General features: G+C 41.1%; 13 protein-coding genes. 4 read left to right on the forward strand and 9 right to left on the reverse strand.

The features are described from left to right. Positions 1–162: 162 nt before the first annotated feature. The 4 genes from FHW89_RS04185 to FHW89_RS04200 all read right to left on the reverse strand — a co-directional run bounded on the left by FHW89_RS04185 (position 163) and on the right by FHW89_RS04200 (position 7257). Complete coding sequence (locus FHW89_RS04185) at positions 163–1629, reverse strand: DNA/RNA non-specific endonuclease (protein WP_253952154.1); 1467 nt, start codon at positions 1627–1629, stop codon at positions 163–165. Positions 1630–1775: 146 nt separating this feature from the next. Next, positions 1776–2915, reverse strand: a complete 1140-nt coding sequence (locus tag FHW89_RS04190; RefSeq protein ID WP_172333724.1) for a hypothetical protein — start codon at positions 2913–2915, stop codon at positions 1776–1778. 11 nt (positions 2916–2926) lie between these two features. Continuing rightward, entirely contained in the window at positions 2927–5785 is a 2859-nt protein-coding gene (locus tag FHW89_RS04195) for a TonB-dependent receptor domain-containing protein (protein ID WP_172333725.1), read from the reverse strand. A 269-nt stretch (positions 5786–6054) separates the two neighbouring features. Continuing rightward, complete coding sequence (locus tag FHW89_RS04200; RefSeq protein WP_172333726.1) at positions 6055–7257, reverse strand: FecR family protein; 1203 nt, start codon at positions 7255–7257, stop codon at positions 6055–6057. Between the two features lie 156 nt (positions 7258–7413). Here FHW89_RS04200 and FHW89_RS04205 point away from each other — a divergent pair, with 156 nt between their 5' ends. Both FHW89_RS04205 and FHW89_RS04210 read left to right on the forward strand, forming a co-directional pair. Beyond that, on the forward strand, positions 7414–7767 hold the full coding sequence (locus tag FHW89_RS04205; protein WP_172333727.1) for a YciI family protein: 354 nt from the start codon (positions 7414–7416) through the stop codon (positions 7765–7767). 221 nt (positions 7768–7988) lie between these two features. Beyond that, positions 7989–9218 (forward strand): RNA polymerase sigma factor, encoded by a 1230-nt coding sequence (locus FHW89_RS04210; RefSeq protein ID WP_172333728.1) that lies wholly within the window; start codon positions 7989–7991, stop codon positions 9216–9218. A 5-nt stretch (positions 9219–9223) separates the two neighbouring features. Here the strand turns inward: FHW89_RS04210 and FHW89_RS04215 are convergent, their stop codons facing one another. Then, positions 9224–9847, reverse strand: coding sequence for an RNA polymerase sigma-70 factor (locus FHW89_RS04215; protein WP_172333729.1), 624 nt, complete (start codon positions 9845–9847; stop codon positions 9224–9226). Between the two features lie 237 nt (positions 9848–10084). Here FHW89_RS04215 and FHW89_RS04220 point away from each other — a divergent pair, with 237 nt between their 5' ends. Continuing rightward, complete coding sequence (locus tag FHW89_RS04220) at positions 10085–10477, forward strand: nuclear transport factor 2 family protein (protein WP_172333730.1); 393 nt, start codon at positions 10085–10087, stop codon at positions 10475–10477. Positions 10478–10543: 66 nt separating this feature from the next. On the opposite strand, the gene FHW89_RS04225 is transcribed toward FHW89_RS04220, so the two are convergent. Next, the gene (locus FHW89_RS04225) at positions 10544–10792 is read right to left on the reverse strand and encodes a hypothetical protein (RefSeq protein WP_216650465.1); all 249 of its coding nucleotides are present in this window, start codon (positions 10790–10792) and stop codon (positions 10544–10546) included. A 43-nt stretch (positions 10793–10835) separates the two neighbouring features. Continuing rightward, entirely contained in the window at positions 10836–11786 is a 951-nt protein-coding gene (locus tag FHW89_RS04230; RefSeq protein WP_172333731.1) for a DUF6268 family outer membrane beta-barrel protein, read from the reverse strand. A gap of 314 nt (positions 11787–12100) precedes the next feature. On the opposite strand from FHW89_RS04230, the gene FHW89_RS04235 reads away from it, so the two are divergent. Beyond that, positions 12101–12595: an ester cyclase gene (locus FHW89_RS04235; RefSeq protein WP_172333732.1), complete on the forward strand. Its 495-nt coding sequence runs from the start codon at positions 12101–12103 to the stop codon at positions 12593–12595. Positions 12596–12796: 201 nt separating this feature from the next. On the opposite strand, the gene FHW89_RS04240 is transcribed toward FHW89_RS04235, so the two are convergent. After that, entirely contained in the window at positions 12797–13123 is a 327-nt protein-coding gene (locus FHW89_RS04240; RefSeq protein WP_172333733.1) for an HTH domain-containing protein, read from the reverse strand. Positions 13124–13529: 406 nt separating this feature from the next. After that, a complete protein-coding gene (locus FHW89_RS04245) occupies positions 13530–14870 on the reverse strand; it encodes an FAD-binding protein (RefSeq protein ID WP_172333734.1) in 1341 nt (446 codons plus the stop codon). Between the last annotated feature and the right edge of the window lie 3 nt (positions 14871–14873).

Here is a 14873-nt window from a genome sequence, read left to right on the forward strand (position 1 = left end):
AGGGGTATTGGGTTGCGAATATACAAAACAACCACATTACTCGTACTTTATGTTTGATTTGACGAAACTCTCATTACATTTATATTTTACAAAGAATTAAATTTACAATTAACAAAAAAAGCCACCCATTTAGAGTGGCTCCTGTTATTAATTGGTAAAATATCAAGACCCAGGAGTACCTGCATCTAATTTTACTTCCAAGGCTGCCCGTACATTTGCCGGCAAGCTTGATAATAAAGCGTAACCCGTTGCCAGTTCTATATCTTTCACGGTTACGATATATTTTGTCCAGTCGCTATTGGTAGTGTTAATATTAGGTGTATTTACAGCGATAACCCTTGTTGAACTGGTTACCCTGCCCAAATCATTATCACCAACTGGTATAATAACCGCCACCTTCCATACATTACTTGGCACATTAACATGGCCATTGTTTATGGTAGTAGCCGAACCGTTTGAGCCGGCCCCCCCGGTACCATAGCTGCCCATAATGATATATACCTCGTTACCTAAAACTACCTGCTCTCGAAGATAATTCTCCAGATTGGCCCAGGTATGCTGATTGTTATTTGGCGCCTGCGGTATCATATTAGTCATCAGGAAAGTAGCCGAATTAGCATTAGCCGAACTGGTACGATCAGCCGAAGGACAATTATGCCCCCTGTCAAACCCGCTGCCAGAATAGGCATTATCATTAACCATATACCAATTTGCAGGCAAGCTGGCCCAGCCCGCGAAATTATTCAACCGATCTGAAGCACCAGTGATATTTGTAGCATCCAAATGCCAGCTCACCCAATTCGGCTCGCCTTTGGTGGCATTGTATGATTCGGTATAATATTTCTGATCGATAAGGTAGTTATCCATAGACGATGTACTGCTTTGCGCGTTTGAGGGGTTACCAAATAGCAGATCGCTATTGTCGCCGGTTGACGGCGGAGCGTCTGTACCCGCTGTTACGTCCCTTGGAGTAGATGCAGGTGCTGTTGGTGAACCACCGCCGTCATCACCACCGTTATCGGGGGTACCTACAACAATCCCTGGGTCGCCTTCACCTTTAAAGGTAATATCGTCAATATTGACACGGTTATTTGTGGTGGTTCCCGTTCTCTTGATTTCAAAACGTACTTTACCGGTTACTGTTACTTTGAAAGTATCAGTAACCAATTTTGTATTGTTTTCATTGATATCCTTTCCAATCTGCGTATAAGTTTTGCCGCCATCAGCAGACATTAATAATTGCCATACAGAAACAGGATCAGAACCGTACTTGGCATGTTTAATAAGCAAGGTATCAATACCATTAATATCAAAATTCATGGCAATATCTCCGGCACGCAGACGTACAGATGCAAGACCATCTTTTACATCGGGTGCCGTATTCCCAATCAATGCATCGTTAAAATTCCAGCTGCCGGTAAGTAAAGTTATATCAGCGGCGGCATAAGCGGTCTTCTTACCCTGCTCAAAGGTTTCAGTGATACTATAAGACGGAATTACAGGTGGTGGAGGTGTAGTTTTTGTTGTATCGCCCGAGGTGGTGGGCGGCATGTCTGTTGATTTTTTTGAGCAGCTTGCCATGGTTAATACCAAAGTAAAGCCCAGCAGTAAGTTTTGAATTTTCATCATTATTTGTTTTTGTGTGATAGATAATAGCAAAGCATGGCCATGACATAGATGCCCATGAAAAAATTATACTAAGAGTGATATGAATAGAGGAGTAAAATCAGGAGCATGTGTAAACCATGCTCCTGAAGTATAATTGCCAGTATATTTTAGCTTTTAATTACAAAAGCAGATCCATTGTAGGTAAATGTTTTGGTGGCATTTGATATAGCACCAAATTTATAAACCGCATAAGTAACGTTAAATATCTGATCCTTGATAGGGCTGGTGTATTTATTTGCTAATAGAGCTATAAATGCGTTATTTAGGTCTGTATCGCTCCAATATGTAGCATCTGTAGAAGCACTGATATTGAAATCTTTATATTGTGCTACGTTTGCCCTCGCTGCTGCGGTGCCGGCGGTTGTGGTTCCTATAAAGGTATAATCAGCGGATGATAGGGTCAAATATACCGTAGGATCTGGTATCCATGCGCCATTGTTTTTCAGAAATGATGCAGTTGATTGTGTAGCATTTATTACCCAATTTGCACCATCATAAGTAAGTGCTATAACCTTTTGATAAGTAGTTAAATAGCGATAGTTCACATATTTAACATCGCCTTTTTTAACCGTTGTTGAAACTAGCGGATCAGCCTTTAAAAAGGTATTGATATAAGATGGGATAGTGTTGTTACCTAAGTCTGAAGCAATAAACCAATTATTGTTTCCTCGCCCCACAGATGCATATTGAGCTGCAGAAACACGATAAATTTTTTGCCATGCGCCATTCAAATATAAAAATGCATCCGTAGCTGGCACACCTGAACTTGGAGTAGCGCCCGACTCAAAATAGGTATAACTCAATACCGCCAATTGATTAGCTACCGGACTTGTATACTTGTAAGGGAGCCAGCTTAGTATTTGAGCTGTGCTGAAGTCGGTAAACTTGTTGCCTGGTAACAGAGTGTAGTCGTCCTTAGTAAGCGTATAAGCTGTATTCGCGTTGGTTGAATCGGCTAAAACAATAGATAATGGAGCAAGTGTAAAAGTAACAATTGCAGTTGAACCATTGCCCAATTGAGGCTCTTTTGCATTTAAAATCTGTGGGATATAGGTATTTGCGTCGGCAATTGACTTAAAATTATATGATTTAGAAGGATATTTTGATGTATCCAACAACTTATAATCTGCTTGTGCCAGGGTAAGGCTCATGGCCTTGGTATATGTTGCGGGGCTTATGTTTGGCTGCTTTTGGCAAGCTGTTAGTACTACAGCTATAAAAGCAATTAAACTATATATCTTTTTCATGAAGTTTCTTTTTAAAATTTAACTTTTATACCAGTAGTAAATGTTCTGAGCAAACCATAATACACGCTCAGATTAGCTGGTGAGCCGGTAGCAGCTGCGTCATATCCATCGGCTATATACTTGGTGTTTAACAGGTTATTTACATTACCATTTAATGAAGCATCTAAACCAGCAATCTTAAACTTAAAGGAAGCGTTAAGGTCCCATAAAGAATAGTTTGGTATTTTATATGGTTGTACTCCCGGGCTGGTAATATTGGCAAAATTGAAACTTGAATAGTAATTACCGTAGAAGTAATAGTTTGTACCCAGTTTTAAATCAGGTAAAACTTTAATATCTAAGCCAAACGCCGCTGTGGTTTGCGCTGCATCACCTACTTTAATTCCTTTTATTAATACTTCCTTAACGGTACCGATAGCCTTTTGCTGGTTATTAAATACGGTAGCCGGACCTGCGTTTTTGGTGTAGTACCAATCGCCGTAAGAGAACATACCATGCAACGTTATTGCCTTAATTGGCTGATATGATAATTCCAGTTCAGCTCCCTGGTGCATTTCACTAACCCCGGATATGTTAACACTATATATCAGGTTAGTAGCATTATCGGTAAACGAAGATGAAAAAGCCTCATCCTTATATGCACTACGGTACAGGTTCAACTTAGCTAAAAAGCCCGATGTTTTAAACTGGTAGCCTAATTCGTAGCTGAATAATTTTTCATCTACAGTTCCGGTGTTAATGGAATTAGTGAATTTTTGGAATACGTTATCAAAGTAAGGTGGCTTGGTAATGTAACCAATGTTAGCAAACACGTTCATCTGATCGTTCAGGTTGTAATTTGCTCCAGCTTTGGCCTGATAACTCAGGAAGTTAACATACCGGCTTGATTGTGCGGGGTCGCTGTTCAGATAGTTGTATAAGTCAACCCTCTTATCGCCGGTTCCTGAACCCGATAGGGTTATAAATGCCGAAAAGTCGTCTTTTGCATACTCTGCTTGTGCATACGCCCCTCCAGACATCACATAGTCCTTGTTGTAGTAATCAATTTTATCACCAACTACTGCACGATGATTTGGATTGTTAATATCCCCAGATCGGCTACCGGCTGCCTGGCTTGCAGTATATGGATCATACACGTAATCAGCACCTAACAGATCTTTAACTTCCTCGTAGTGGGTGCCTTTATAATATCTTAAATCTAAACCGGCAGAAAGGTTCAAATAATTACCAAATGTAGTGGTGTAAGTACTTCTTAAACCATACCAGGCATGATCATTATGTGCCGCATACAAATATGTTGAGGCAGAACCATCCGGGTTAGCGGCATTACTTTTCTGCACGGCATCAAAATCAAAAGGAGAGTAAAAATTACTCACTCTTGGGGGTACAGCGGTACCGGTGGCAGACGCCCCTATTGCACCACCACCACCAGTACCATATGTTGCGTATAATACGGTAGACAGGCTCGACTTTTCGTTGATAACCCAGTTATGGTTTAATGAAAATACCGGTTTGCTGAAAAAGTTGTTATAAGGATTTATTTTTTTACCATCTTTTACACCCAGGTCATAATTCCATTTAACTCCCTGTGGAGCACCAGCGTAATCAGTTAATGGACGTTCTGGACGCTGACCATGGGTTTGAGTTGCACCCATCACTGTAAAAGATAAGGTTTGACTCGGAGTTAATACTTTTGACAGGTTAAAGAAGTAATTGTAACCTAAAAAATTCAATCCATCAGCATAGCCATCCCCTTTGGTTCTGCTACCCTGAAAAGTAGCGGCCCAACCATTGGCATTTAAACCGGTTGATACCAACACTGCTGTTTTTTCGTAATTATTGGTACCAATAGTTTGTGAAATATATCCACCCTTTTCTGCGTCTGTTGTACGTGTGGTGATATTAATGGTACCGCCAAATGACGGAACGATAATTTTTGAAGCCCCTAAACCACGTTGTACCTGCACAGAGTTGGTTACATCGGTAAGACCTGACCAGTTTGACCAAAAGATAGAACCGTTTTCCATGTCATTAACAGGAATACCGTTAATGGTTAGGGCAACGTTACCTTTCTTGGAACCACTTGAAAAACCACGGATACTGATACGAGAATCGCCATAACCACCACCCTGCGCTGTAGCCATTATGCCTGGTGTACTTTGCAACAATTGCGGAATATCACGGCCGCCCAATTTTTCTTCAATATATTGTTGATTGATGCTTGATACCGCTATTGGTGTTTTACGATCAATAGCCAGATCGCCGGTTACTACAACCTCTTTCATGGCATTGGCACTGGATTTTAGTAAGATCAGGCCCAGATCATTTTTACCGGTAATTGGCACTTCTTGTGTGACATAGCCGATGTAGGAAATCACCAGTATTTTAGTATCGTCATCACCTAATTTTAGCTTAAAATCACCATTAAGGCCGGTTGAGGTGGCTTTGCCGCCGCCTTTTACACCAACAGAGGCACCGATAAGCGGTTCTTTGGTGTCGGCATCAACTACTTTACCCGTATACACAGAGGCTAACATAGCTTGATTAGCCGCTGATACTGGTTTGCCCGATTGCTTTTCTTTAACAACAATGGTGTGACCAACTATAGCATAGGTAATTGGCTGGCCTTTGAACACCTTATCCAATACCGCGGTTAACGCCAGGTTTTTCACGCTAAGTGATACTTTGTTGCTGTTGGCTACCAATTCTGTTTGCATAAAAATATCATAGCCGCTTTGCTGCTCTATTTTATTTAAGATGCTCTCGATACTGGCATTCTTTTCGGAAAGGGTAATGCTTTGGCTAAAGCTCGCGGCGCTCAGATGAAGGCATACGGCAAAAAGTAAAGCTGTGATAAGTTTAATCCGCATAATAAATTTCCTTTTTGTAGCCGGATTTATCCGGGAAAAACAATTGGTAATCTTATTAATTTTATTTACCCGCGTGCCTTCACATACGGGCGCAGGAAATGTAGAAAAATCCATACTTTTGTTTGGGTTGTTTAGTAAAAAGTGTATTTAGTCAATATGATTTTATATGGTCAGCCCATTACTCCGGCCGGAGGTGCTCGTAACACTTTCCGGCTTTTTTTATGGACCTAACCCGGTTAACCGACCTTGCCGGCTGCCGTTATCAGGCTTTATGATCTTACTATAATCTTCCTCCCGTCAATTGTGAAGTTTATGCCGCTTGTTTTTAATATTTGAAATATCTCTGACACCGGTACATTCCGCGAAATACGGCCCCGGTAATGTTTTTGTACCACATTGCCCTGGTATTCCACATCTACATCATACCACCTGGATAATTGGCGCATAATGGTATGCAGATCGGTATTACGGAAAAGGAATTTGCCGTTTTTCCAGGCCACCGCCTCATCTATATCTGCATTTTCCTTTACTTCAATAGCGTTTATTGTATTTACCGCCTGTTCTCCTGGTTTAAGTTTGGCGCTTGCTCCGGTTGCATTCCCGGTAACTTTTACACTACCTTCCAGCAGTGTTGTTTTGGTAGCCGCTTCATCGGTATAGCTGTTAATATTGAAATGCGTACCTAAAACCATGACCGTTTGAGTAGCGGTTTTTACATAAAAAGGTTTTGAGGGATCTTTACTTACTTCAAAATAGGCTTCTCCGTTAAGTTCAACCCTACGTTCATTACAAACAAATGCTGCAGGATATTTTAACGACGAGGCCGAGTTTAGCCAAACCCTGGTACCATCAGGTAAAACAATTTGATACTGACCACCGCGTGGTGTGGCCAGCATATTCATCACTACTTTTTCAAATTGCGGTAATTCTTTTGGTTTAGCGGATTCAGCAGCCTGATAAACCAACTCTCCGCTTTTATCTTTAGTAATGATAATATTTTGCTGATTGGCTATTTTTCCCTGTTTGGAATCATCCAAAACAACCTTTGATCCATCGGCCAATGTCAGAATAGCTTTATTGCTTCCGGGCGGAAGGTCTTTCTGCGGCTTAATAGCCATCTTCTGCTCACCTGATGTATTAAAATATCTGGTTAATGTAATAGCTGAAGCTATTAATACGATTATAGCTGCCGCGTAGGGCCACAATTTGGCGGCAGTTTTTTTACGGGTGATATTTTTAAACCCCGTTTTTTTTACAATATTTTGCCACGCTTTATCCTTATCGTTTGCTTCAAAGGTTTCCAATTCCGAATCAATTGTAACTTCATCGGTTAGTTTTCTGAATAATTCCTGGTTGCGTGTATCTGCTTGAAGCCATTGCTCCAGTTGGTCTTTCTCCTCGGTGGTAAGCTCCTTTCGCAGATATTTCGCGATCAGCTTACCCAGATCAAAATAGGGTTGGTAATTATTCATATTTCCGTTTCGTATATAAAGACACCCTTGTTTTTAAAAAGGATAAAGAGGTCATCAAAAAAATTTATTTATTTTTTACCTGGTGTCCAATTTGGGTCTATTCGCTTGATATGCAGGTGTAATTCATATATTTATTAACGATTAAAATTTGAAACAATGGACGAATTCATTTTAATTTTCAGGCACGAGGATGGTAGTAAAGTAGCTTCACCTGAGCAGATTGAGGTTTGGATGAAACAAACGATGGACTGGATAGGTGGCATCGCGGCACAAAATAAATTCAGCAGCGGCACCGGTTTACCTTTTGATGACGCCAGGGTAGTTTGGCACAATAATGTGGTTACTAATGGCCCTTTCGGCGAGATCAAGGAAACCATCGGAGGATACATTATTGTAAAAGCCGATTCTGTGGAAGAAGCGGTAGAGTTTGCTAAAGGCAGCCCGGTATTACAAGGTGATGGTAATAGTGTAGAGGTGCGCAGGATAGCCCGGCGCGACGGTATCCATTAAATTATTGAGGCCAAATTATCAAACCGTTACTGGTTTTGCATCACCTACGCATTGAGGTTAAGCCGGTGATATTTATGCAAAAAGTGGGTTTACATGGGTTTACACAATTTACGATTAACATTGACTTATATAATTGATAATAAATTAGTTATGAATTTTTTTAAGAAAATTGTGTAAACCCACTTTTGGGTTAATTGAGTCAATCCAACGCTCATCTTACCATGCAAAAACAGGAACTCATACCACACTTGTTCAGAACCGAATACCGGAAAATAGTAGCTGTACTTTGCCGCCGGTTTGGCTTTGACCAAATGGAAACTGCCGAAGATATTACCAGCGATACCTTTTTAGCAGCGGCACAAACCTGGAGTTTTCATGGCGTTCCGCCCAATCCAACTGCATGGTTATACAATGTGGCCAAAAACAAGTCTAAAAATCATCTGCAGCGCAATACCGTTTTTGAAAGCAAGGTATCGCCAGAAGTAAGAACTGCTGCTCCTGAATTTCATGAGTTGGACATCGATCTGTCGCCACAAAACATCAACGATAGCCAGTTACAGATGATGTTTGCCATTTGCCACCCGGCCATATCTCCCGAAGCGCAGATTGGCTTATCGTTGCGTATTCTTTGCGGTTTTGGCATTGACGAAATTGCCGAGGCTTTTTTAACCAATAAGGAAACCATCAACAAACGCTTATTCAGAGCTAAAGAAAAAATCAGGACCGAAAAAATAAAAATTGAACTACCTGCCCCTGCCGAAATTGATGAGCGACTTGAAAATGTATTAACAACTATATACCTGTTATTTAGTGAGGGTTATTATTCCGTTAGTCAACATCAAACCTTACGTAAAGAGCTTTGCCTTGAGGCTATGCGTTTATGTTATATGCTGATCGAGAACAGTAGTACCAACAAACCACCGGTAAATGCCCTGCTATCTTTAATGTGTTTTCATGCTTCACGTTTTGATGCCCGCGAGGGTGAGAATGGTGAACATATTTTATACGATGATCAGGATGTTGATCTTTGGAACGCGGAACTGATTAGTAAAGGCGCTTATTTTTTAAAATGCGCCACAACCGGCAACACCCTTTCCAAATACCATATTGAAGCTAGCATAGCTTATTGGAGCACTCAAAAGAACGATACCAAAGAAAAATGGGAAAAGGTACTGCAGTTGTATAACCGTTTATTACAAGTAGCCTACTCCCCCATTGCCGCGCTCAACCGCACATTTGCCTTATCAAAAGCCAACAGTAAAGCCGAGGCGATTGTGGAAGCCGAAAAACTAAAGCTAACAGATAACCAATTTTATTTTACCCTATTGGGTGAGCTTTATACTGGTATTGATAATGATCAAGCAAAAGCCAATTTTGAGACGGCTTTGTCTATTGCCAGAACCGTAGCCAGTAAACAAGTGATCCAGAAAAAGCTTGAACAGTTACAGTAGTAAGATTATTTCCTGAAAGTAAGCAGGGCTAATGTAAACCAGGTAAATAACTCGGGCGAAAGTTTTACCCGGAGCAGTTCCAGGGCCCTTTGTTTCTGCTTTTTTACCGTATTGATAGACATATTGAGCTCATCGGCTATTTCCTGGTTCTTTTTACCATCAAAATAACCCATGATAGATATGGATCGATGGCTATCCGGTAACGCATGGATAGCGGCGTGGATCTCGGCCATAGCCTCGGCGGTGATGATGGCTTCAATTACAGGTGGTTCTTCGGGCTCCGTATTTCCGTAGTATTGTATGTAACCCTCCACCACTTTATTATGCCTGATGCTGTTAAGGCTTGCATTACGAACGGTGCTGTACAGGAAATTCTTAACGGCTATATTGTCCTGCATTACCGTATCACGGTGGTGCCAATATTTTATAAATGCATCCTGGACAATATCTTCCGCATGATCTTTATCCTTAACCAATTGAAAAGAAAAATATACCAGCCTGTCATAATGCTCTTTAAAAAGAACATCCAGATCTATTTCTTCAATCGATCCAACCGACTCACTTTTGTGCGTAAATATTCCTTTTACAATACTCATCCATCCGTTGCAGAAATAATTTATGAGCATCATTTACGCCATTACTGGCTCATCATAAATACCCGGTTCAAAGTTGAACTTTACGTGTTCAATTTAAGTTAAATTCGGGTTAATAAATAGTTTCATTACGGTAACTTTTCAGTTGCAAACTTTAAATAAAACTGCACCATCGATGTAGAAATCACCGTGTATAATCCAATAGTTCCCCGCTATCTTCCATTTCATTACAAGGACTTTTGCTGTTGATTTGCACTATAAAACAACAAGTTAATGAAAGATTATAAAAAGTTAATTCAGGAAATATTTCAAAACATTTTTGAGAAACCGGGTTATGACGAAACGATCGTAAAGCGCTATTTTAGTACTGATTACGTACAATATGTAGACGGTAAAACGCTGCACTTTAATGAGTTCATCAAACATATTAAAGTACTTAAAGAGGCCATAGCATCCATGACTTTAGTTTTTGATTCCATGGCCCAGGATAATGATATTGTTTTCACCAATCACCGGGTGAAGGCGACTACTAAAGAAGGTAATACAGGCGAGGTTCAGGTGATAGCTGAATTTCACATTCAGGATGGGCAGATAAATTATTGCAACGAACTTACCCGCCAAATAAGCGGTGACCCGAAAGACAGTGATCTGGGATCACGGCATTGATCAGTCGGTACAAAGCAATAAAATCCACCCAAACAACCGGGTGGATTTTATATATAAATGATCTGCTTATAAAAGCTCGCAATAATATCCGTTATTATTCATCAGTTTGATGACTCTGGGCACTGGGACATGCTCCCCCTCAATTCGTAAAACGCGATCACAATCTTCCAGATCAAAGTTTATTTCGATACCTGGAATATATTGCCTGAGTTTGCGGATAAGCTTAACCGATTGATCAACATTTTGAACATCTGTTTTAAAAACTTCTACCATAGTATCTGTCATTCTTGGTGCATATGCCTGTTTAATCATCATTCCTTTATTTTTAGGATAAATTGTATAGTTTGAGGGATAGTTTTTAAAACCGGTAATTAATACCTGTTGATACCGCCACACCTGTTTTCTTTAATTCGGTTAAAGGAGCTCCCCGTTTGTCGAGATTGTTAAACGGTACCCAGTTAACTTTTTGATCTTTATCATACAGATCGAGCTTTTGGACAACATTATACCCGGCACTCACCTCTACCGAGAAATTCTTGGCCAGCGCATAATTGTAGTATAGCGAAGCCTTGAATTGCTGTGCCTGGAAGTAATCGGAGTTCATCTTTTTTGACAAACGGTAAGTACCTCCACCGATGCCAAAATCGCCGCTGAAGCCGAGATTACTTTTTTTGGATAGCTTATAGTTCAATTTTTCAGAAACCGGGATTGTTCCTGATAAGCTTAGTTTGTCGGAAATGTTCCAGTCGATGCCAAATACCGGAACAAGCACTGAACCAAAGAACTGTTTTGAATAAACTACCCCTATTGAGTAAGTAAATTTAGCTGATTTCCTGATCTTTAACATTGCCACTCCGGTATAAAGCATATCATCACCAGAGATATCCTTCAGATCAGAAGATAGTGTTGGTACCGCTGAAATGAGCAAGGCATATTTTGGCGAAAATGCCTTTTGAAAAGTAAGGGGAACCGAAATGGCATGAAAATTATCGCCGCCAAACTGATTGCCCATGCCAGAAAGAAACAGGCCGCTATACCCTACTCCTGCTAGTAAAAAATCAACTTTTCCGTTTTGCATTTTGCTGTATAAGGGCAAAGTAAGATTTCCGTTTACTTGCTGTATATTCAGGTCTTTACCATTGATTTTAAAGGGAGAATAGGTATAGTCGGCTTCAAAGGAACCCAAATTCGGAACCGTAGTTATGGGTGCTGACACACCCTCTTCTACGGGTGTGCTTTGCTGTGCCTGCGTCGATAGGGAGAATGATACTGTAGTTATCGCAATTAAAGACAAGATCTTAGTTTTCATGAGTTGTTATGGGGTTATTTTAAATGATTTGTTTGCCAAACTGGCTACCTGGTGGATCCTTCCCTGCATACAGTTTGATGTTGTTTTTTAATTCATATTTCTCTTGAAACACGCTTAGGTACATTTACCCTTACTCTTCATGAAAATTATTCTGATATACAGTCAGGCTATTTCCCCTTTACCCTTAGCCTATATGTAAATTATTTTCCGTAAATGACATTTCTATGATCTAGGCAGATTCAAAAAACCATGAAACTACATTCATAAATTTTTGGTGAGTAGTTTATTCCTTTGTGTTTTATTTTAAATAAGCTATGAAACATTATCGATTTTCCATACTACTACCCTTATTGTTCGCGGCTTGTACCCAGACCACTTCAGTAACCGATCGTACAACTGAGAACAGGAACAAACAGATCATCCAAACCTATTTTAACGAGGCATGGAACAAGGGCCGGTTGAACGTGCTGGACAGTATTTTAAGCAAGAATTATATCAACCACACCCCATCAACACCTAACCCTCCGAAAGGCCCTGCAGGATTAAAACCTATAATTACGGCCATACGTGCGGGATTTCCGGACTTGCATTATGAAATAAAAGACATTATTGTAACCAACAACAGAGCCGTTGCGCGTGTAGTTATGACCGGAACCCAAACAGGCACCTTATTCGGGATAGCGCCTACCGGGAAGCATGTAGAAGTTAATCAGATCAACATTGAAAAAATTGAGAACGGAAAGATCACAGAACACTGGCGGGTAACCGACGAGCTGGCCATGATGAAACAACTCGGGGTGGTCAAATAAAGTGCGTCAAAAAACTTTTTAAACCTTAAATTTTAACAAATTTCCGCTCAAAAACGGGCTAAAAAAGATTAAAAATCACTCAAAAAAGTCCAAGTTTAACGCTTTTAACAAATTTCAAGGCGATTTTGATGCGTTTTTAAATTTTAAAAAGTATTAAATTTTGAAATCCACTTAAACAAAAAGCAGTTGATTTTTGCTCTGCTATTTTGCGTCATTCTTGCTGACCGACAATAAAGCTAAAACATCATTTTTCAAATGATCGGGTATCAGGATGATGCTTTGGGAAACCTGGCCCATATCCCGGATGCCAACAGGCATTTCCCGCGTTGGCTCGCGGTAACCTTTCAGGATAAAACAACCTTTTTCGTTTTCATATTGCACAGTTATCCGAAGTTCGGTAAGCAATTGGATATCGCGGTAAAGCGTACGCGTGCTGATGCGGAACTTTTCTTTTAAGTAATCAACCGTTACCACCTTTTGGGTTTGTAAAACGGCCAGTACCTCCAATAACCTGTCTGTCCTGTTCATTTGGTTTGTATTGCTATACAAAACTGGTGCAGCGCCGTGACAGCAGTATGTCAGCAGGATTTTTAGAACTGGGGGACTATGGGACTTTGGGGATTGTAGGACTTTGGGGAATAAGGACTTTGAGGAAAAAGGATTTTGGGAACAAAGAAAAGATCCTTGCTCCTTATTCCTTTTATCCTTACTCCAAAAGTCTTAACTCCAAATCTCTTTAATGTCCCCACAGGGCCTCTCGGAGAGGACCCTGTGTTTTGAATTGCCAGACGGCGAACCTCAGGGTCCCTTTCAGGAGACCCTAAGGGAACAAAAGTGGCCTATCACCCTGAGCTTGCCGAAGGGTCGTGCGCAGAGGCCTTCCCACCATGCTTCGACAAGCTCAGCATGACACCCCTTTATTGTCATCTTCCCCCTACCCGTATATCTCCTTACTCAAGAAGTCGTTCCTGAACTTTCCTTTTGGATCAAACTCGGCCACCAGCTTTTTAAAATCATTGAGCTTTTCATAGCGCGATTCCAGTACTTTGGGCGCCATGGTAAATATTTTGCCCCAGTGTGGACGGGCGTTAAACGGCGAAAGTTCCTTTTCAATCAGTGGTAATAGTTTCATCACGGCCGCTGTTTCCTGTTTCCAGGTAAAGTGAATGGTAACTGAGGTTTGATTATGGCAGGGGCTCATCCACAGCTGGTCGGCAGCAATGGTACGGATCTCGGTGATAAACAAATGCGGCCCTATCTGCTTACCTAAACGCGCTATAGCGGTTATGGCTTCTACTGCGTGATTCATCGGCACAAAGTATTCAGATTGCAGTTCCTTACCGCTGCTGGGGGTAAAACCCATTTTAAAGTGTGGCAAGCGCTCATACCAGGGTCCGGGAACGCCCATTTGCTCGGTACAGTTTTCGGCAGAGAGCGCGATAATGGGGTGCACATTTTTGGTGGCGGCTTTGGCGCCATAAAATTCGGGGCCGTTATGATCTTTATCCCTACCGATACGGCTTTTTATCCAAACCTCGTTGATGCTGTCGTGCTGCCAGTCGGTAAATAAACTCACGCTATAACCGGCAGATACTATTTTTTCAAAGTTTTGCTTAACCTGCGCCATGGGCATTTGGGTAAACACCCGCTGCTGCATCATAAAGGTGGGCTCTATCTGTAAGGTAACTTTGGTAACCACCCCGAGCGCACCAAGACCTACCACGGCAGCGTTCAGTTTTTCAGGATTCGCTGCTTTAGATAAGTGAACAATACTGCCATCGGCCTTTACAATTTCCAGGGCGGTAACCGCGCTGGATAGATTACCATTTTTTACACCCGAGCCATGCGTAGCTGTGGTGATTGATCCCGCCACAGAAATATGCGGCAAAGAGGCCAGGTTATTCAGTGCAAAACCCTCTTTATGCAGGTATGGTGCCAGTTCGCCGTATTTGATGCCTCCTTCAACGGTAACAGTATGGGCTTTTTTATCCAGACTTATCACTTTGTTGAGCTCTTTGGTCGAGAGCAGGTTGTCCTTACTATCTGCAATGGTATTAAAACAATGCCTGGTACCCAGCACCTTCAGTTTATCGTATTTTTTAACCAGTTGCTGAACTTCCTGAACCGATTTGGGGTAAAATACATGATTGGTGCTGTAGGTTAGGTTACCAGCCCAGTTTTTTAATCGCGGAGCCTGAGCCCAGCCCTCCAATGATGATAGTAACGGTGTAGCCATTAAGGTAGTGCTTAATTGAATAAATGTTTTTCTTTTCATAGC

This window comes from Mucilaginibacter sp. SG564 (assembly GCF_013149275.1).
Taxonomy (GTDB): domain Bacteria; phylum Bacteroidota; class Bacteroidia; order Sphingobacteriales; family Sphingobacteriaceae; genus Mucilaginibacter.

Excerpts from the sequence above, each read along its gene's own strand:
- FHW89_RS04185 (WP_253952154.1), bottom strand. The coding sequence starts at position 1,629 with ATGATGAAAATTCAAAACTTACTGCTGGGCTTTACTTTGGTATTAACC.
- FHW89_RS04190 (WP_172333724.1), bottom strand. The coding sequence starts at position 2,915 with ATGAAAAAGATATATAGTTTAATTGCTTTTATAGCTGTAGTACTAACA.
- FHW89_RS04195 (WP_172333725.1), bottom strand. The coding sequence starts at position 5,785 with ATGCGGATTAAACTTATCACAGCTTTACTTTTTGCCGTATGCCTTCAT.
- FHW89_RS04200 (WP_172333726.1), bottom strand. The coding sequence starts at position 7,257 with ATGAATAATTACCAACCCTATTTTGATCTGGGTAAGCTGATCGCGAAA.
- FHW89_RS04205 (WP_172333727.1), top strand. The coding sequence starts at position 7,414 with ATGGACGAATTCATTTTAATTTTCAGGCACGAGGATGGTAGTAAAGTA.
- FHW89_RS04210 (WP_172333728.1), top strand. The coding sequence starts at position 7,989 with ATGCAAAAACAGGAACTCATACCACACTTGTTCAGAACCGAATACCGG.
- FHW89_RS04215 (WP_172333729.1), bottom strand. The coding sequence starts at position 9,847 with ATGATGCTCATAAATTATTTCTGCAACGGATGGATGAGTATTGTAAAA.
- FHW89_RS04220 (WP_172333730.1), top strand. The coding sequence starts at position 10,085 with ATGAAAGATTATAAAAAGTTAATTCAGGAAATATTTCAAAACATTTTT.
- FHW89_RS04225 (WP_216650465.1), bottom strand. The coding sequence starts at position 10,792 with ATGATGATTAAACAGGCATATGCACCAAGAATGACAGATACTATGGTA.
- FHW89_RS04230 (WP_172333731.1), bottom strand. The coding sequence starts at position 11,786 with ATGAAAACTAAGATCTTGTCTTTAATTGCGATAACTACAGTATCATTC.
- FHW89_RS04235 (WP_172333732.1), top strand. The coding sequence starts at position 12,101 with ATGAAACATTATCGATTTTCCATACTACTACCCTTATTGTTCGCGGCT.
- FHW89_RS04240 (WP_172333733.1), bottom strand. The coding sequence starts at position 13,123 with ATGAACAGGACAGACAGGTTATTGGAGGTACTGGCCGTTTTACAAACC.
- FHW89_RS04245 (WP_172333734.1), bottom strand. The coding sequence starts at position 14,870 with ATGAAAAGAAAAACATTTATTCAATTAAGCACTACCTTAATGGCTACA.